This window comes from Acinetobacter sp. YH12063 (assembly GCF_013419715.1).
Classification (GTDB): domain Bacteria; phylum Pseudomonadota; class Gammaproteobacteria; order Pseudomonadales; family Moraxellaceae; genus Acinetobacter; species Acinetobacter amyesii.
Genome location: NZ_VOZO01000001.1, coordinates 228205 through 246036 on the forward strand (window position 1 = coordinate 228205; position 17832 = coordinate 246036).

The window sequence follows — 17832 nt, forward strand, 5'->3', positions numbered from 1 at the left end:
TAACATCAGAAGTGCAATTTGATTCAAATATAAGAACGATACGCGGCAAGGTCATCCGCAAGTGTTTGAGATAGGACTACTTCTCATCAAAAATGTTTTTGCGATACTTTGAATAATTAGACGGTAGTGAACGAGTTTTGCGGATGACAATGGTTTTGGGTACTTTTGCCGAAACAAAAGTACCTCCAGCCGAAGGCCAATCAATTTATTCAATTCCTAGATGTAAGACTTCGTTGAATAGACTTAAAAATCATTTTAAAAACACAAATAACTTTTACGTACGTAACATCAGTTTTTCAGTAAAAATGGGATCACCTATTTCAGCCGATCCCATTAAAAAAACAAAAGAAGACCTGTCGGTTTTATTTCGTCAATGAATCTTCATGTAATGATTCATTCAATTGATCGACAATAATCGCCCACTCACCATCTGACTTAATTTTTTCGGCCAAGAACTGGCGCTGAGCATCTGTCCAATAATCTGCTTCGGTAATTTTAGTTTGGGCACTGAGTTGATGCGTCACGATAAATAAAGCAATCGCGTCTTCACTCGAATCTAAACCCAGTTGTTCAAATAGATGAGTCATGCGTGGACGTACACTCATTGTCATTCTCCGTGTTAAAACTTATTGTTTATGGATACAAAATTTCTGTTTTAAGGATATAACACGGAACGAACACGCACTCAATTACAGAATTCTATAGCGGTGAAAATTGAATAAAAGGCAAACTGAGCATAATCATCACGACCGATTGAATAAATACCAACAATAAAGGCAGCCCCCAGTTCACTCCTCCTTCTTCAGCAAACACCTGTTCACTATATTTCGGCTGCTGCATATAGGCTTTGATCTTTTGCACAGCAAAATCGCTATAAAGCCGCTTTCCGATCCCAGCGAGTATGAGGTTAGGAATCAATGACAGCCCCATCAAGACTTGTTCAGGCACACCGATGATGAGTGCCAACATGCTAATCAAAAAACCAACCGCAAAGAATAAGAAGAAATAGCGGTACATCTTTCGATAGAGTAACCAATAGGGTCCAAAAATTAGCCCTGCCCAACTCAGACCATTGTTCTGTCCAACTTGTTGTTCAATGAACTTTAAATAAGATTGAGCACGTGGCCCAATAAAGATTTGAATTAAATGTTTAAAAGAAGCTTCTGTCTGCATACGGAGCGATAGTTCAAATAAGTGAGTCGAGGGTTAATCAAAAGAACATCAAATAAAAAAGCATCTCAAGATGCTTTTTTTCCTATTCATCTTTAGGCTTGAATTGACCAGTCTTGAATGTCCCAACCTTGTTCTTTTGCAAGGACTTCTAAACGGTCATCTGGGTTAATTGCAATTGCATGATCCGCATATTCCAATAAGAATCGATCATTGATTGAATCTGAATAAGCCCAAGATTCTGTAACATCACGACCTTCTAACCATTGATTCAAACGGACTAATTTGCCCTTTTGATAGCACGGAGTATTAATTACTTTACCTGTATATTTACCATTCACAACTTCGGCATTGGTCGCAATGATTTCAGTAATGCCGAATTCACGAAAAATCGGTGCGGTAATAAAATCAGACGTTGCGGTGATCCCGACCAATTGATGCCCTGCATCTTGATGGCGCTGAATGGCAGCATAGCCCTCTGGACGCATTTGCGCACGAATAACTTTTTTCATAAACAACTGATGTAACTCAGTTAAGTAGGCATTGTCATGTTGGGTTAAAAACTCAAATACAAATTCGTTATAGGCAATCGGGTCAAGCTGGCCTTTTTTATAATCATCATAAAATTTGTCATTCATGGCACGATGACGAATTGGATCAACCAAGCCTTCATTGACCAAAAACTCCCCCCAAGAATGGTCTGAGTCGGTATTTAATAAGGTGTGATCAAGGTCAAACAGTGCCAATTTCATGAAAATACTCGTAAAAGCTGAAATTTAAGAAAAAAATTGTAAATCTATCTCCGCTAGTCGATAGAAATTCGTTAAGATCATAACAATTTTAACATTTTTACACTTTGCTTTTTCGAGATGGACACAGAAATAAACGTCCCCGTGAGCAAAGTCATAAATTACACAATATTTAGGTAGCCAAATGATCGATTCAGAAGGTTTCCGACCCAACGTCGGGATCATTTTGGCAAACGACATTGGACAAGTTTTATGGGCAAAGCGCATTGGTCACAATGCCTGGCAATTTCCACAAGGAGGTATCCAACATGGAGAAACCCCCGAACAGGCACTTTACCGTGAGCTGAGAGAAGAAGTTGGCTTACTGCCCGAACACGTCCAGGTGATAGCACAAACCCAAGGGTGGTTGCGCTATCGTTTGCCACATCGGTATATACGTACCGATTCAGCCCCCGTTTGTATTGGTCAAAAGCAAAAGTGGTTTTTATTGAAACTGACAGCTTCAGCACAGCATATTCAGCTTGATTTGTCAGATCCACCTGAGTTTGATCAATGGCAATGGGTCAGCTATTGGTACCCACTAGGACAAGTGGTGAATTTTAAACGCGATGTATATCGTAAAGCCATGGTGGAACTGTGCAGTCAGCTTCCACAAAAGCCGTAAAAATTTGCAGAATGGATGCAGATTTTTAGGATGAGTGTTGTTATAAATAAAGCAGAATAAATTTTGGAGCAGACACGATGTCGAACATGCAGCTGGATACATTAAGACGCATAGTCCAAGAGATTAATGCGTCGGCCAGTTTGCATGAATCTTTAGACATTATGGTCAATCAAGTGGCCGAAGCCATGCATGTGGATGTCTGCTCAATCTACTTGCTTGATGAGCGAAATCATCGTTATTTACTGATGGCTTCTAAGGGTTTAAACCCTGAAGCCGTTGGACATGTCTCTTTGCATACCAGTGAGGGTTTGGTCGGCTTAGTTGGACAGCGTGAAGAAATCGTCAACTTAGACAATGCACCCAAACACGAACGCTTTATGTATCTGCCAGAAACTGGGGAAGAAATTTACAATTCCTTCCTCGGTGTTCCAGTAATGTATCGCCGTAAAGTGATGGGCGTCTTAGTGGTTCAAAACAAAGAACCTCAAGACTTTAGCGAAGCTGCCGAATCCTTCCTCGTGACCCTATGCGCTCAACTTTCAGGGGTGATTGCCCATGCACATGCCGTCGGGAATATCGAAGTCTTTCGTAAACCAAACAACCTCCCTGCCTATAAAACCTTCCAAGGCATTTCAGGTTCAGGCGGTATTGCGCTAGGTCGTGCAGTCATCTTATATCCACCTGCTGATTTGGCTTCAGTCCCCGATCGTGAAGCCGATGACATCAGTGAAGAACTCGAATTACTCGACAATGCCATAGACGCAGTTCGTCAAGAAATTCTGTCCCTCGATGAAAAGATGCAAGATGCCCTCATGGCCGAAGAACGGGCATTATTTAGCGTGTTCTTACGGATGCTCGATGCCAATGCCCTCCCCGCAGAAATCAAAAGTGAAATTCGTGACGGTAACTGGGCACAAGGTTCGGTACGCATTGTCATTGATAAACACATTGCGCTGTTTGCACAGATGGAAGATGACTATCTCCGTGAACGTGTTTCAGACTTAAAAGATCTGGGGCGTCGTATCTTGGCTTTTTTACAAGAAGCAGATGCCAGTCACCGTGAAATCACCGATGAAAGCATTTTAATTGGTGAGGAAATTTCTACGGCTGCCTTAGTTGAACTCCCTGTCGATAAAATCGCGGCGATTGTGACCACCGAAGGTGCCATGAACTCACACATGGTGATTGTGGCGCGTGCCCTCGGCATTCCAACCGTGGTCGGCGTGACCGAACTGCCGATTAATACCCTCGATGATGTCGAAATGATTGTCGATGCACATCAAGGGCGTGTATTCATCAATCCCCCTCGTCGTTTACGCACACGCTATAAAGAGATTCAAAAAGAAGAAGAGCAAATTGCCAAAGATCTGAAACAATACGAAACCAAAGATGCCATCACCCCAGATGGTGTTGCAGTTCGATTGTTTGTAAATACAGGCTTGATGATCGATGTGGTTCGCGGTGTACAACGTGGTGCCAAAGGTGTCGGTCTATATCGTTCTGAAATTCCATTTATGCTGCGTGATCGCTTCCCCGGTGAAGAAGAACAGCGCGCTATTTATCGTCAACAGCTGAGTCATTTTGCCAATAAACCCGTGGTGATGCGTACCCTCGATATTGGTGCAGATAAAGACCTGCCTTATTTCTCGATTGAAGAAGAAAACTCAGCACTGGGTTGGCGTGGAATTCGCTTTACTCTCGATCATCCTGAGATTTTTTCAGCCCAAATTCGTGCCATGCTCAAAGCCAGTATTGGCCTGAACAACTTGCATATTTTGCTGCCGATGGTGACCAGTGTCAGCGAAGTCGAAGAAGCGTTGTATTTGCTTGATCGTGACTGGCAAGCGGTGCAAGAAGAAGAACAGGTGAAGATTACCAAGCCAAAAATCGGCATCATGGTCGAAGTACCGAGTGTGCTGTTACAGATCGATGAGTTTGCAGAATTGGTTGACTTCTTCTCGGTCGGTTCAAATGACTTGACCCAGTATCTATTGGCGGTAGACCGAAATAACCCACGGGTTGCCAATGTCTATTCACACTCACACCCAGCCGTACTTCGTGCGCTGACTCGCTTGGTGCAAGAATGCCATAAATACGACAAGCCGATTAGTATTTGTGGGGAAATGGCCGGTGATCCACTCACAGCCATTTTACTGATGGCAATGGGCTTTAATACCCTATCGATGAGTTCGAGTAATATCCTCAAAGTCCGTAAAGCCATCTGCCATGTGCCGATGCCAGATGCAAAAGAGCTCTTGGATCGTGCTTTGAGCATGAATAATCCACTGATGGTGAAAAGCATGATGGAGTACTACTTCAAGACTCATGGTCTTGGTGATATGGTGAAATCGGCAACCCGAATCGTGAGTGCTTAAGAACACTCATGTAAAATAATAAAATGAGGTGATGATGGATTTTTTATTTTTTCTGGCTTTTGTCGCCATTGCCTTTTATATGACAAAGATCCATCCGCAACTCAAACAAAAAATGTTAGAGCTGCAACACGATACACCGATTGAAAAAGTATCCTCAACTCGACCTAGACCGTCCCAAGCACAACAAGTCAATATACGCCCAACCAAGCCAACAAAATCCAAAGCTCCGGTCAGCCGCTCTCGTATTCCCCCCTTACTCGGTATAGAAATTACTGCGTAACAACAGCGCCGCTTAGGTAAAAATGATCCATCGGTACTGGCTGCACAGCACGCCAAACAGCTAAATCAGACGCAGCACAGCGACTCAACATGGTTTGAGCAATTGACCAGTCAAGTGGAACACGTACTCCAGCAACCCAATGATGCTGCAAAACATCAAAGCACAGCGTCTAGACCGCAACAAAAATCCTCATTCAACAAAATGTTTGAAGACTTATTTTCAAAATAAGATATGTTTCATAGCCCTACATTGCAACTCAAAACCAATGTTTTCAATCCCGCATGGAACCATCTGAATGAACGTCGGTATCTTATTATTCAACGAAGTTGAAGTCTTAGATGCTGCGGGAATTTCTTCGAGAATCAATGCATCGCTTTATATTGTGGCCAAATTGCATGGCCTAGAGATTGCAAAGCAAACAGCGAAACGTATGGAATATGATGCGGAATTTGTTTAAGCAGATGTTGACGCAGAATAATTTAACGTACTAGAAAACTTAAAAATACACTGAAATAAAAAGGGAGATAATCATTCGAATATCCCCCTTTTTTGTGCTTTGCATAGCCGCGTTTTGCATTTTTCTTTCGATCTACAAAAGTTTGGCTTTTGTTAAAATCGTTCATGTATTTTGCCACAAAGTTGCGAACTTCAACTTCAGGCAGGACTTTTTTCTTTGCCATTTGCATTCACCTTTTTGCCTATACAGCACCTTCGTGCTGTAGTGCATATATTGGTCTATTTTTAGATTTTTTCAAGCACTTTCCTATGGCTTTTTGATACAGCGTAGTTAGTCCCATGTCCATAAAAAATTGTTTTCCCACATTATTCCCATCTCCAAAACCCTCTCCCATTAAGAGAGGGAAATACATTGTATTTAACTTGCGAAAGCCCGTTCCAACAAACGCTCTACATCGACCATTTTGGCATCCAACATCCCCACCACTTGCCCGTGTTTAGCGCTATAACGGCTTTGAATAAAACCATTTGCTACATAATCAGGCGCATAGCGTTTCAGTAAAACTGCTTGTGCCAAAACTGTTAAGCGACTGACTAGGCTACGCCCCATAAATTGTAAATCTTCAGGTGATTGATGGAACATTCTAAACAGGTCTTGTAATTCAGCTTGTAGGGTTTCATCTGTGCTTGCAGTTGAAGCGAGATCTTTAAATAATACTTCGATGGACTCAGGATCACGTCCAATCGCACGCAGCACATCCAAGCACATGACATTGCCTGAACCTTCCCAAATGGTATTCACAGGTGCTTCTTTAAAGATGCGCGCCATGATGCCGTTATCGACATAGCCATTACCACCAAAGACTTCCATCATCTCACCTGTCAGTTCCACCGCACGCTTACAAATCCAAAACTTGGCTGCTGGGGTCATGATGCGTTTCCATGCCACAGACAAAGTATCATCCGATTCATAGCACTGCGCCAAATGGAAACTGAGCTGCGTCGCTGCTTCACTCTCTAAAGCCAAATCTGCCAAAACTGCACGCATTAAGGGTTGTTCAATCAAATGTTTACCAAAAGCCTGACGCTGACGGGTATAGGCAATGCATTGCACCAAAGCTTGACGCAGCATGGCGCTCGAACCGACCGAACAGGTCAGACGGGTGTAATTCGCCATTTCAATAATGGTTGGAATGCCACGCCCTGCCTCACCAATCATAATGCCCCACGCATTTTTGAATTCGACTTCCGAGCTTGAATTACTGCGGTTACCGACTTTTTCTTTTAGGCGTTGCACCTGAATATTATTCTTCGTGCCATCTTCCAACCAACGCGGCACAAAGAAACAAGCCAAGCCATCTTGTTCGGTTTTTGCCACCACCAAATGCGCATCACACATCGGTGCAGAGAAAAACCATTTATGCCCCGTGAGTAAATAAGCTTTGCCTCGTCCTGTTTCTGCCACAGGCACAGCTATAGTTTCATTAGCACGTACATCCGAACCGCCCTGCTTTTCGGTCATGCCCATACCGAGCCAAATCGACTTTTTCTGCGCAATCGGTACATCGCGTTCATCATATTCAGTCGATAGTAGTTTCTCGCCAATTTTGGCCCACAGTTTAGGTTCGCGCTGAATGAGTGGAATACTGCCGAGTGTCATTGAATTTGGACATAAATTGCCGCACTCGACCTGACCTGCTAAATAAAAACGTGCTGCCCACTCCACCCATTTTGTCTTGGAATTTGGCTGATTAAATGGATGTGCATGGGTATCAAACTGGCGGTTGAGTCCCATCCATTTATGCCATGAAGGATGAAACTCGATAAAGTCAGTACGGCGGCCTCGCGCATCGAAGGCATGTAAAATTGGGGTATGTTTGTTGGCTAAAGCCCCATGCTGAAAGTATTCACCCGAACCTGCCACTTTGCCCATTTCGCATAAAGTCGGCTGATCATGGCTGCTGCAGCGTTTTAAGATTTCATGTAAAACCGTATCACTGGAAAATAGGTTGTAGTTTTCCAGTTCATCAAATTGGTTGCTGATTTGATGCGTCATCCATGGCTGTTCTAATATATTCATCGTCTATATTTTCCACTTGTTCTTGTTGGCTTTTCATTTCAGTATAGAGAAAATTTAAAGCATAGACGTTCGGTTTTCAGCGCTTAACAATATGAAGAATTCAGCCATTCAAATACGGCGTAAGCCGCGTCAATCACGTGCAAAGCTCACCCAAGAAGCCTTACAGGACAGTTTTGTTCGGCTTTTGCATGAGCGCCCTGCCGACAAAATTACCATTCGTGAAATTACCGACCTTGCAGGCGTTGGCTTAGGGACATTTTATGAATATTTTTCTAAGAAGGAAGATTTGATTGCGCTGACCATTCATTTGCATGTGAAGCACAATGCGGAAAGCTTAAAAAGTTATGCACAAAGCTTGATCAAGTTATCCACAGATTTGGAGTTTCAGGCGTATTTAGAGCGAATTATTCACTTTCAAATTGAGCAAATCCAAGCACAGCAGTTTTTATGGTCGCAGGTATTTTTGTTGGAACGACAGATTTCAGATATTGAAAGTTACCGTAAGAGTTATGCCATGATGGTGCAAATGTGGCAAAGCATTCTTGAACCGTTTATACAGGATGATGAACAGCTCGAGTCGATGGCTTTAAATATGCAACGGGTGTGTTATGGCTTTGTGTCGCAAAGCTTGTTGATCGTACCCAACTTTACTGAATGGGATGAATTAAAGCGAGATATAATTCATATGTTGCGCGATTAGACTTCGCGGACAAGTCTAATGACGTTTCAAATGCATTGGTGAATAAAATAAAGTCATGTTATTTACAAAAAACCGGCTCTTAAACCAGTTATTTTAGATATTTAGGAAATTCATTTTTACGGTAGAAGAAAATCATTCATCACTTTGTTCATCCGTCAATAAAAGTGCTTTAGAAGTTAAGCTTTTATTGCTAGCTTACTTATCTCATTTATACGCCTTTGCAATGCTGGCCAGTTGTAAGCTCTTAAAAATTCAGCCGTATATTTTGGACTATGGCCTAATGCACCCCGATGATCACCATTTGGGATCGCCTGATAGACTGCTGGCAATTTTTATTTGCACACTTTCTGGTAATAACTTTGAGTACCAAGGTGATCGACAAATGGTCTGCGACGCCTTAAACAAACATCAGTGTTACGGTTAGGGTCATATATTCAATCGACTGCCGTTTTAAATAGCTTAGGGATGGCCTTAAGTCTGAATTTTTTAAAAGATTGGCTGAGGTGCTTGTTTTAACTCAGTTTGTAGTTCTGACAAACAGCGTTTACGGCCTGATTTAATAAAGACTGCATATCTGGACTAACCAGTTGATTTACATTGATCGATGGATCTGCTGCGGCTGCTCCCAACAACAGGATTGGGAAAAATGCCGCTACATTGGTATCTGGATTTGGATTGGTTTCTACGTATTCAGCAATACATTCATATTGATAACCACCCGGTGCCAAGGGTATTGCAGCGTTAAGATTCAATTCAAGCGCATCTTTTTGTCCCTGAGCTGCAACCGCAATAGCAGCTGCAGCACATTGACTATGCCCCATCACCATCCAGTCTTTATTAAATTGCCTCGGCTTCCAAGAATGCAATGCAAGCACAGAATGCACCACATTATAAACTTAACTGACTACATTCATATGAGGGTGCAGTTTTAGCTTACCCAGTCCTTGATAATCTGTTGCAACCACTACATAGCCATGCCTCAAACAACTGTCGATTGCACCATCTATGACTAGTTACAAACTATATACAGGCCTATTGTATAATCACTTGAAGGAGCACTTGTATCAGCCACACGAGTCGTGCCATGTGCTCATGCCAATACGGTCCAGTCTTGTTTAAGTGCTTATCCTTTTGGGAGTAAAATATATCCCGAGGTCAAAATGGGTTCGCCATTAACCCCCTCAACTACGATATGCGATCACGTAAGGTTACCTAGTATGTTGATATGATGTAGGAATCGATACACGCTGGAGTGACAACACCTGACCTGACAACAATAAAGATAGGTGTGCCAACCATCACCCCATAAAGAATTTATTTACAATTTTCTAAAACAACTTAGACCACTTGCCAATATTTCTTCAGCTGTATTTTTAGCTTATTTTAAGTATTAAATAATGTCTTTAATGTTGAAAAACTCTGCAATATTAACAACATAAAAATGTCTTTCATTAACTAGAATCAGCTAAAAAACCTATATGAAGTCTAAAATCCATAATAAAAATATGGATTTAGATATTTCGTCCTGTTCTACCTATCATAGCTTTATATTTGAGTTTAATTCATGGATAAAATATTAAAACAAAATATATAAATAAATAATATAAATTCAATAACTTAATCAATCGAATTAACCATTTATTCAAAACTATTTTTCCATTTGTCAAAAGCCACAGAAAGCTTTAGAGTCAATAAGTATATAAAGATTTTTAAGCTTTTAACGGCTACAGTTTTATGACTTCTCTTCGATTGATTGCTGCTTGAAAAATTTTAGAATGAGAGAAAACTGTTGTCACATTGTCACTTTAAAATGAATTAACAAAACGGTTAATGTCATGTGCTGTTGAGCGTGTTATCAATTGAAAGATTATAACTCCCAACTTTAATACATGATTATAATAATGGAGATACTCAATGAGCGACGACGTTAAAAAATGTCCTGTCACCCACCTAACAACTGATGCTGGTGCTCCTGTTGTAGACAACCAGAACAGTATGACGGCAGGTGCACGTGGTCCTTTGCTTGCCCAAGACCTATGGCTTAATGAAAAACTCGGTAATTTCGTTCGTGAAGTAATTCCAGAGCGTCGTATGCACGCCAAAGGTTCTGGTGCCTTCGGTACGTTTACCGTAACTAACGATATTACCCAATATACTCGTGCTAAAATTTTCTCAGAAGTTGGTAAAAAAACTGAACTTTTTGCTCGTTTCTCTACCGTAGCGGGTGAGCGTGGTGCTGCAGATGCAGAACGCGATATTCGTGGTTTTGCCCTTAAATTCTATACTGAAGAAGGTAACTGGGATTTAGTTGGTAATAACACACCTGTCTTCTTCCTACGTGATGCTCGTAAATTCCCTGACTTAAACAAAGCAGTAAAACGCGATCCTAAAACCAATAAGCGTAGTGCAACTAATAACTGGGATTTTTGGACTTTACTACCTGAAGCTCTACACCAAGTTACTATTGTGATGTCTGACCGCGGTATTCCAGATGGTTACCGTCATATGCATGGTTTTGGCAGTCATACTTTCAGTTTTATTAATGCCAATAATGAACGCTTCTGGGTTAAATTCCACATGCGCACGCAACAAGGCATTAAAAACTTAACCGATGCTGAAGCTGAAGCGATTATTGCCAAAGACCGTGAAAGCTCACAAACCGATCTGTTCAATGCAATTGAACGCGGCGATTTTCCAAAATGGAAAATGTACGTTCAAATTATGCCTGAACTTGATGCAGAAAAAGTACCTTATCACCCATTTGATTTAACCAAAGTATGGCCTAAAGGCGACTATCCGTTGATTGAAGTGGGTGAATTCGAACTCAACCGTAACCCTGAAAACTATTTCCAAGATGTTGAACAAGCCGCTTTTGCACCAAGTAACTTGGTGCCGGGCATTAGCTTCTCACCTGACCGTATGCTGCAAGCGCGTTTATTCAACTATGCTGATGCTGCACGTTATCGCGTGGGTGTAAACCATTACCAAATTCCTGTAAATGCACCACGTTGCCCTGTTCATTCCAACCGTCGTGATGGTCAAGGCCGTATGGATGGTAACTATGGTGCAACACCGCATTATGAACCAAACAGCTTCAGCCAATGGCAAGAGCAACCACAATACAAAGAACCACCATTGAAAATTACTGGTGATGCTGACTTGTGGGATTATCGTGAAGATGACAGCGACTATTTCAGTCAACCACGTGCATTATTCAACTTAATGAATGATGAACAAAAACAAGCATTGTTTAATAACACTGCTGGCGCAATGGGCGATGCACTCGACTTCATCAAATATCGTCATATCCGCAACTGTTACGCATGTGATCCAGCTTATGGTGAAGGTGTTGCAAAAGCATTAGGCTTAACTGTAGCGGATGCGCAAGCTGCTCGTGCAACTGATCCAGCTCAAGGTAATCCTGGCTTGCTTTAAGTTTTATCTTTGAATAAAAAAACCACCTTTTAAGGTGGTTTTTTCTTGGCATTAAATATTCCAATTACCTTCTATTAATCCTTAAACAATCAATTTTTTGCCTTCATGCATGGTTAAAAATGGATTCATTAACTTTGATGTTTTTCGCATGGCTTGATGTAAGTCATGCTCCGGCTGGTCTCTAGCTTCATCAGTCAACTGAAACGTCCGATAATGCATTGCCAATGAACATTTTGACTGTAAATCTTTATGCGCCTGAAAAGCTTCTTCGGGATTCATGTGCAAATATTTCATTAAACGACGTGGCTCATAAGCTCCAATCGGTAATAACGCTACTCGGGGTGCACCTAAGCGTGTATGGATTTGTTTGAAATGTGCGGCATAGCCCGTATCTCCAGCAAAGAAGAAATGTCCTGTACTATGCACGATGGAAAAACCTCCCCATAAGGCATGATTTTGATCTCGCCAACCACGACCTGAACCATGCTGTGCAGGCGTATAAACGATACGCAAATCTTCAAACATTTCCGATTGCCACCAATCAAGTTCAATGACATTGAAATGTGTGGGTAAATAATAAGCATTGCCTAAACCAGTATAAATCGGCATAGCAAATTGTTCATGTAACCAATTCAAGGTTGCTAAATCCATATGATCATAATGATTATGGCTTAGTAAAACCCCATGAATTGTAGGTAATTCTTCTAAGGCAATTCCTGCAGGACAAGCACGTCGTGGTCCAGTCCCTTGACGTGGGCCTGCATACTCCGCCCATACAGGATCGGTCAAAAAATTATATGGCCCAATTTGAATCAAAACCGTCGCATGTCCGACAAACCAAACCAACCAATCATCCATTTTAGCCAATGGCCGATTGTGCGGAATGCTACGCGAAGAAGCAAAAAACTGTTGGTATTCTTGCTCACGATCTACTTTCCATGTATCGCTTTTACGCGTCATGATCCATTTCAGCATATCTTTACGCGTAAACGCATCTGGATTTCGAAGGGTATTAAAGAATTTTTCCCCATTAAAATGGTCAGTTGCCAGATAATCAAATACAGGCTTCGTCCACGTATGTTTCATACAGCGTTCAGTACTGATTTGAAACTGTGCTGATTGAGTTTTTTGATTCATGTGTATTTAAAATTCATTCACTATGCTGACAAACCTTGCAAAGTATTTAACCTCGCAGACCTATTGATCAAGACGACCTTTCATGCGCTCAAGCCAAACCTTCCGAGATTGAGGCTTGACAAAGAGTGCCACAATTTCAGGATGAAGCTGTTTAATTTGTGCTTCAATTCTGTTGACACAAGCTTCGATATCATCTGACGTTAAATTATCTTTAAATTCAAGACTCAAAGATGCCAAAACTTGATGTGCCCCCATCTGCTCTGTTAACACCCCATTGGCAGAATGCACCGCAGGATCTTGCTCTGCCACCATCAAGACATTATGCCTCAATTGTGGGTCAGCAGTTTCTCCCATGAGCAATCCTTTAGTCTCACGTGCAAGTAAGATCGCTGAAATAGCGAGCACCACACCAATTAGAATTGATGCCAGACCATCAAGCATTGGCATATTCAGCGCGTGTGATAAATAGATACCGATCAGGGCAATAAACAGACCAATCAGCGCTGCTGAATCTTCAAATAACACGGTAAATGTCGTCGGATCTTTACTGCGTCGAAATGCTTCAAAATAGCCCTGTTTCCCTTTGATTTTACGAAATGCTTTCAATGCCACAAACCAAGAGGTCCCTTCACACAAAATCGCAATACCTAATACGATATAGTTAATCATCGGATTTTGCATTTCTTCGGGGTGATAAATATGACTAATCCCTTGATAAATCGACACGATCGCACCCAAAGCAAAGACCATCAACGCCACAATAAAAGCCCAAAAATACAGCTCTCGCCCATAGCCAAACGGATGGCGTGCATTTGCTGGCTGCTGCGATTTTTTCATACCGTAGAGCAGTAAGATTTCATTTAAAGTATCAACCACAGAGTGAATAGCTTCACTCAACATGGCCGAACTATTAGTGATATAGGCAGCGACAAACTTCACCAGTGCAATCGCTAAATTGCCGAAGAGCGCTGCATATACCACGATTTTGTTAGATTCAGACATTTAAAATTGTCCTAAATTTATTTTTATCAAACAGATCTATTTGATTTTATAGCTCATTCCATAGTACTCAAACTGACTGTAGCTGTTGTTTGTTATTTTGTTGTTTTTACACCAACTGTCGATTGTTTCGACAATGCCATCATGTTCCATGTGAAACACGCTCTTTAGCGCAAAGGTATAGAAAAAAAAGGAAGCCGCAGCTTCCTTATAATTCTGTAGATGTACACGGTTCAACGTACTTTATTAAAATATTGCTCGCGCCACTCTTTCCAAAAGTACATCACAATACCAAACATCACGACCACGATTCCAACAAAGGCATTGGAGCTAATATGTTCACTGTTCAACGTAGCTCCCAAAACCAATGCTATGACAGGTGTCATCACATTACTGAGTGACACCGTTGATGCGGCCAAACGTCTTATAAGCCAGAAGTAACACAGCATTGCCACAATGGATGACATGATCATGGTAAAGACAAATCCAATCATTGCACGGCCGCTTGGCAATTCGGTTGGAAAATGCTGCCAAATAAATGGAATAATGAGCATCGATCCTAAAGCAGAAACAATCAGAGAACCTGTTGCCTGAGACATCGGCTTTAACGGTGCATTAATCTGCTTCACCCAAAAAATCGAACTAATATACGACACCATGCTGATTAGCATCAGTACAACGCCAATTGGATTGACTTTGCTATCAGCAGAATCTGCAAAGACAAAAGTTAGACCTCCCACTGCAACCGCCATGCCCAACCACTGCAAAGCGACCAATTTATGTGTTTTTAAAATTACATGCCCAATCAAACCGGCAATTAAGGGTGAAAAACCAAAAATCAGTGCCATTAAACCAGAGGTGAGATAATTGGCTGCAAGATAAATAAACAACTGTGCGCCAATCAAATTCAAACTCCCTGCCACATAACTTTTTAATGAGGTTTCATCAAACGGCAAAGGATCACGCATCAATTTCAACAGAAACAGCGCAATAATAGATGCGCCTAAGTAACGGATAATCAACACCCACATCGGATGTATTTCCTGCACACTCCACACAATCGCGAGCGGCGTCGTCGCCCAAATCAGTACCAAAAGAGCATATATACTTGCCGTCAGCGGCAGTGAAGATTTCATTTCATTCTCAAATTTGATTGTTCTAACGACTTAACCTGAAACCCACTATTCAGATCTGGAACTACTCGTAAGACCATTAACTAATAAAGTTTAAGACCAATTATTGTTCTCCCCTTTATCAACTAAATTGGAGGCGGTATGAATGCCACCCGATCGTTTGGGGTATAAGGACTTCTCTTCAAACGATCAATAATCTCCCCTAACCCCTCTTTAAAAAAAGAGGGGGAATCATCCAAACGAAATCCATTCTTCACAAAGACTACTCCCTCCTTTGAAAAAGGAGGGCTGGGGAGGATTAAAACCGTTGAATAGATTTACATAAGCTAAAACTATATACATGGACTACAAAATAGCTTTATAAGTGCGACGCTAAAACTAAAGACATAAAAAAACAGACCTACGTTACCGCAAGTCTGCTCCTCTTAGACATTCAGCTTACTTTACAAGTTTACGTAAATCTTGGCTTAAATCTAAATATTTATCCGCTTCAAACGCCGCATTCTTGCTAATCAATTTTTTCAAATGACGCATCTCTTTTGCAGCATTCACCGTAATACCACCAACAATGACACCGTCAGTTACACCAAACAATACAAATGAAGACTCAGCCGCCAATTCAGGTTTAATTTCACCACGAACGATCCATTCGCTTGCAGCCATATCACCTACAAATTGATAGTTGATATTCAATTGATCTGTCCAGAACCACGCTGGATTTGGGGTTGGATGTTCTACATCCATTACATGACGAGCAAAGATACCTGCTTGCAAGTTCGCATTTTCCCAAGTTTCGACACGACGGTGGTTACCACAGTCACGAAGCTGAGTCGCAACGTCACCCGCTGCATAAATATCTGGATGCGAAGTTTGGCAGTTATCATTCACTTTAATGGCAAAATCAACGTCTAAACCTGCATCAACCGCAAGTTGAGCATTTGGCACAATGCCAATACCATAGATCACTGCATCGGCACGAAGTTCTTCACCGCCTTCAAGCGTGATCACTACTTCTTCGCCATCAAGCTTACAGTCAGCAATAGAAGTCGAAAGACGAACATCTACACCTGCAAGACGTTGCTGTGCCAATAAGAATTCACTTAAAACACGTGGAGATGAACGACCCATGACCATCGGACCCATTTCAATCACGGTCACGATACAGTCTTTAGAACGTGCTGAAGATGCAAGCTCAAGACCAATCACACCACCGCCGATCAATACAATACGGCGACCCGCTTGTAATACAGGCACCAATGCTTGTGAATCTTCAAGGTTACGTAAGGTATAAACGTGTTTACCCAAAGCATCGAAATTCGGTAAACGGCGTGCTGCACCACCGGTTGCTAGAAGCAACTTGTCAAATGCAACAATTTCGCCATTTTTCAGTTCAACTGTTTTCGCATCGCTATGGATTTTCACAACGCCATTGCCACGAATATGTTCAACACCGAGTTCTGCCAATTTTTCTTCTGACAGAATTTCGATTTTGGTCTCTTCAGGTTTTAGAATTACGTCTTTAGACAAAGGCGGACGTTCATAAGGAAGATGTGTTTCATCACCCACCAAAATGATTTTGCCTTCATACTTGTTCGCACGGAGTTCTAAAATGGCGCTAGCACCAGCTTGACCAGCTCCAACAATAACGATGGTTTCGATACCATTTTGGCTCATGGGTTTGTTCCTTATTTCAATTCTGCAGATACGATGCCGAAGCCCGCAATCCACTCACTAATATCTTCGTAGCAATGTGTTGTCATGTCGTATTCGCCCACTTCATGTAGTGCAGCAAAAGCAGCCATCCAAGAACGAACTTCTTGACCGCCACGACCGCCTTCAACACGAATTTCAGCTTCAGTCATCGCTTCAATGGCAGCAAAGTCAGCTTTGGCGAAAGTATCAAGCAATGCACGATCCCATTCTGGGTTTAAAGGCACTGCGACAGAAGTATCACCCGCTGCGAGTTTTTGACCGACAGCAATGATTTTGCCTTGACGTGTATTACGTGCCTCTTCAGTTGGATTACGACCTGCAATCAGGAACTCTTCCACTTCTGGTGGAACTGAACCCATTTGCGGCGTTGGTGGATCATGAGACAAACCACCTGTACCCAAAACAAGTACACGTTCATTCTCTAAGTTCAATGATTTAATGAACTGACCGACTGCACGACCCAAAGCGACTGTACGCTTGGTTGTTGGCATCGGTGCAGCTGCACCATTGATAAAAATTGGAATCGTTGGATAACGATCAAGCTTGCCACCACAAAGGAAATGTAATGGTTGAGTCACACCGTGGTCTGCCTGCATACGATAAGAGTATGCAACATCGACACCTTCATCCAATACGCGACGAACCAGACTGATTGCTGTTTCTTCAGGCACATTGATGTGGTCATTGTCTTTACCATAATCCCAATCACCTGCTGCTTTGGCACGAATACCGACGCAGAAAGATGGCATGAGGTCATAGAAGAAACCATTGAAATGGTCTGGACCAAAAGTAATGATCAATGTTGGATTATAGTCTTCAACTTCTTTCGCAAGTTTGGCAAAAGTTTCGCGAACTTTTTCCTCTTTGTATTTCTCTTGCGGAGAAGCGAATTCCATTAGGGGACTGTGCGATGCACAAATAAGTTTAACGGCCATGGGTGA

General features: G+C 41.9%; 18 protein-coding genes. 6 read left to right on the plus strand and 12 right to left on the minus strand.

What is annotated here, in order from left to right:
• Positions 1 to 362: 362 nt before the first annotated feature.
• The 3 genes from FTU12_RS01055 to FTU12_RS01065 all read right to left on the minus strand — a co-directional run bounded on the left by FTU12_RS01055 (position 363) and on the right by FTU12_RS01065 (position 1922).
• The gene (locus FTU12_RS01055) at positions 363 to 605 is read right to left on the minus strand and encodes a DUF2789 family protein (protein ID WP_078189726.1); all 243 of its coding nucleotides are present in this window, start codon (positions 603 to 605) and stop codon (positions 363 to 365) included.
• 94 nt (positions 606 to 699) lie between these two features.
• Positions 700 to 1173, minus strand: coding sequence for a DUF2628 domain-containing protein (locus FTU12_RS01060; protein ID WP_180113568.1), 474 nt, complete (start codon positions 1171 to 1173; stop codon positions 700 to 702).
• A gap of 92 nt (positions 1174 to 1265) precedes the next feature.
• The gene (locus FTU12_RS01065) at positions 1266 to 1922 is read right to left on the minus strand and encodes an HAD family phosphatase (protein ID WP_180113569.1); all 657 of its coding nucleotides are present in this window, start codon (positions 1920 to 1922) and stop codon (positions 1266 to 1268) included.
• Positions 1923 to 2103: 181 nt separating this feature from the next.
• Between FTU12_RS01065 and FTU12_RS01070 the strand changes: the two genes are divergently transcribed.
• The 3 genes from FTU12_RS01070 to FTU12_RS01080 all read left to right on the plus strand — a co-directional run bounded on the left by FTU12_RS01070 (position 2104) and on the right by FTU12_RS01080 (position 5238).
• On the plus strand, positions 2104 to 2583 hold the full coding sequence (locus FTU12_RS01070) for an RNA pyrophosphohydrolase (protein ID WP_078192761.1): 480 nt from the start codon (positions 2104 to 2106) through the stop codon (positions 2581 to 2583).
• A gap of 77 nt (positions 2584 to 2660) precedes the next feature.
• Positions 2661 to 4958: a phosphoenolpyruvate--protein phosphotransferase gene (gene ptsP, locus FTU12_RS01075; RefSeq protein ID WP_180005299.1), complete on the plus strand. Its 2298-nt coding sequence runs from the start codon at positions 2661 to 2663 to the stop codon at positions 4956 to 4958.
• 79 nt (positions 4959 to 5037) lie between these two features.
• The gene (locus FTU12_RS01080) at positions 5038 to 5238 is read left to right on the plus strand and encodes a hypothetical protein (protein WP_180113570.1); all 201 of its coding nucleotides are present in this window, start codon (positions 5038 to 5040) and stop codon (positions 5236 to 5238) included.
• On the opposite strand, the gene FTU12_RS01085 is transcribed toward FTU12_RS01080, so the two are convergent.
• The gene (locus FTU12_RS01085) at positions 5228 to 5389 is read right to left on the minus strand and encodes a hypothetical protein (RefSeq protein WP_180113571.1); all 162 of its coding nucleotides are present in this window, start codon (positions 5387 to 5389) and stop codon (positions 5228 to 5230) included. The genes FTU12_RS01080 and FTU12_RS01085 overlap by 11 nt on opposite strands.
• A 144-nt stretch (positions 5390 to 5533) precedes the next feature.
• On the opposite strand from FTU12_RS01085, the gene FTU12_RS01090 reads away from it, so the two are divergent.
• Positions 5534 to 5695, plus strand: a complete 162-nt coding sequence (locus tag FTU12_RS01090) for a hypothetical protein (RefSeq protein WP_180113572.1) — start codon at positions 5534 to 5536, stop codon at positions 5693 to 5695.
• A gap of 22 nt (positions 5696 to 5717) precedes the next feature.
• On the opposite strand, the gene FTU12_RS01095 is transcribed toward FTU12_RS01090, so the two are convergent.
• Positions 5718 to 5918, minus strand: coding sequence for a hypothetical protein (locus FTU12_RS01095; RefSeq protein WP_180007142.1), 201 nt, complete (start codon positions 5916 to 5918; stop codon positions 5718 to 5720).
• 194 nt (positions 5919 to 6112) lie between these two features.
• Entirely contained in the window at positions 6113 to 7774 is a 1662-nt protein-coding gene (locus FTU12_RS01100) for an acyl-CoA dehydrogenase family protein (RefSeq protein WP_180113573.1), read from the minus strand.
• 91 nt (positions 7775 to 7865) lie between these two features.
• On the opposite strand from FTU12_RS01100, the gene FTU12_RS01105 reads away from it, so the two are divergent.
• Complete coding sequence (locus tag FTU12_RS01105) at positions 7866 to 8474, plus strand: TetR/AcrR family transcriptional regulator (protein WP_180113574.1); 609 nt, start codon at positions 7866 to 7868, stop codon at positions 8472 to 8474.
• A gap of 512 nt (positions 8475 to 8986) precedes the next feature.
• On the opposite strand, the gene FTU12_RS16615 is transcribed toward FTU12_RS01105, so the two are convergent.
• Positions 8987 to 9349 (minus strand): hypothetical protein, encoded by a 363-nt coding sequence (locus tag FTU12_RS16615; RefSeq protein WP_180113575.1) that lies wholly within the window; start codon positions 9347 to 9349, stop codon positions 8987 to 8989.
• 1039 nt (positions 9350 to 10388) lie between these two features.
• Here FTU12_RS16615 and FTU12_RS01115 point away from each other — a divergent pair.
• A complete protein-coding gene (locus tag FTU12_RS01115) occupies positions 10389 to 11909 on the plus strand; it encodes a catalase (protein WP_111884100.1) in 1521 nt (506 codons plus the stop codon).
• A gap of 81 nt (positions 11910 to 11990) precedes the next feature.
• On the opposite strand, the gene FTU12_RS01120 is transcribed toward FTU12_RS01115, so the two are convergent.
• The 5 genes from FTU12_RS01120 to FTU12_RS01140 all read right to left on the minus strand — a co-directional run bounded on the left by FTU12_RS01120 (position 11991) and on the right by FTU12_RS01140 (position 17826).
• Positions 11991 to 13046 (minus strand): MBL fold metallo-hydrolase, encoded by a 1056-nt coding sequence (locus FTU12_RS01120; protein ID WP_180021139.1) that lies wholly within the window; start codon positions 13044 to 13046, stop codon positions 11991 to 11993.
• A 60-nt stretch (positions 13047 to 13106) separates the two neighbouring features.
• On the minus strand, positions 13107 to 14048 hold the full coding sequence (locus FTU12_RS01125; protein ID WP_078192768.1) for a cation diffusion facilitator family transporter: 942 nt from the start codon (positions 14046 to 14048) through the stop codon (positions 13107 to 13109).
• Between the two features lie 230 nt (positions 14049 to 14278).
• On the minus strand, positions 14279 to 15181 hold the full coding sequence (locus tag FTU12_RS01130) for a DMT family transporter (RefSeq protein WP_180113576.1): 903 nt from the start codon (positions 15179 to 15181) through the stop codon (positions 14279 to 14281).
• Between the two features lie 435 nt (positions 15182 to 15616).
• Positions 15617 to 16852 (minus strand): 3-phenylpropionate/cinnamic acid dioxygenase ferredoxin--NAD(+) reductase subunit, encoded by a 1236-nt coding sequence (hcaD, locus tag FTU12_RS01135; RefSeq protein WP_180113577.1) that lies wholly within the window; start codon positions 16850 to 16852, stop codon positions 15617 to 15619.
• A gap of 11 nt (positions 16853 to 16863) precedes the next feature.
• On the minus strand, positions 16864 to 17826 hold the full coding sequence (locus FTU12_RS01140) for a 3-carboxyethylcatechol 2,3-dioxygenase (protein ID WP_180007135.1): 963 nt from the start codon (positions 17824 to 17826) through the stop codon (positions 16864 to 16866).
• Between the last annotated feature and the right edge of the window lie 6 nt (positions 17827 to 17832).

Bases quoted from the DNA above. Each gene is read 5' to 3' on its own strand.
- FTU12_RS01115 (WP_111884100.1), top strand. From the start codon at position 10,389: ATGAGCGACGACGTTAAAAAATGTCCTGTCACCCACCTAACAACTGAT.
- FTU12_RS01090 (WP_180113572.1), top strand. From the start codon at position 5,534: ATGAACGTCGGTATCTTATTATTCAACGAAGTTGAAGTCTTAGATGCT.
- hcaD (WP_180113577.1), bottom strand. From the start codon at position 16,852: ATGAGCCAAAATGGTATCGAAACCATCGTTATTGTTGGAGCTGGTCAA.
- FTU12_RS01055 (WP_078189726.1), bottom strand. From the start codon at position 605: ATGAGTGTACGTCCACGCATGACTCATCTATTTGAACAACTGGGTTTA.
- FTU12_RS01095 (WP_180007142.1), bottom strand. From the start codon at position 5,918: ATGGCAAAGAAAAAAGTCCTGCCTGAAGTTGAAGTTCGCAACTTTGTG.
- FTU12_RS01125 (WP_078192768.1), bottom strand. From the start codon at position 14,048: ATGTCTGAATCTAACAAAATCGTGGTATATGCAGCGCTCTTCGGCAAT.
- FTU12_RS01080 (WP_180113570.1), top strand. From the start codon at position 5,038: ATGACAAAGATCCATCCGCAACTCAAACAAAAAATGTTAGAGCTGCAA.
- FTU12_RS01060 (WP_180113568.1), bottom strand. From the start codon at position 1,173: ATGCAGACAGAAGCTTCTTTTAAACATTTAATTCAAATCTTTATTGGG.
- ptsP (WP_180005299.1), top strand. From the start codon at position 2,661: ATGTCGAACATGCAGCTGGATACATTAAGACGCATAGTCCAAGAGATT.
- FTU12_RS01140 (WP_180007135.1), bottom strand. From the start codon at position 17,826: ATGGCCGTTAAACTTATTTGTGCATCGCACAGTCCCCTAATGGAATTC.
- FTU12_RS01130 (WP_180113576.1), bottom strand. From the start codon at position 15,181: ATGAAATCTTCACTGCCGCTGACGGCAAGTATATATGCTCTTTTGGTA.
- FTU12_RS01120 (WP_180021139.1), bottom strand. From the start codon at position 13,046: ATGAATCAAAAAACTCAATCAGCACAGTTTCAAATCAGTACTGAACGC.
- FTU12_RS01070 (WP_078192761.1), top strand. From the start codon at position 2,104: ATGATCGATTCAGAAGGTTTCCGACCCAACGTCGGGATCATTTTGGCA.
- FTU12_RS01100 (WP_180113573.1), bottom strand. From the start codon at position 7,774: ATGAATATATTAGAACAGCCATGGATGACGCATCAAATCAGCAACCAA.
- FTU12_RS01105 (WP_180113574.1), top strand. From the start codon at position 7,866: ATGAAGAATTCAGCCATTCAAATACGGCGTAAGCCGCGTCAATCACGT.
- FTU12_RS01065 (WP_180113569.1), bottom strand. From the start codon at position 1,922: ATGAAATTGGCACTGTTTGACCTTGATCACACCTTATTAAATACCGAC.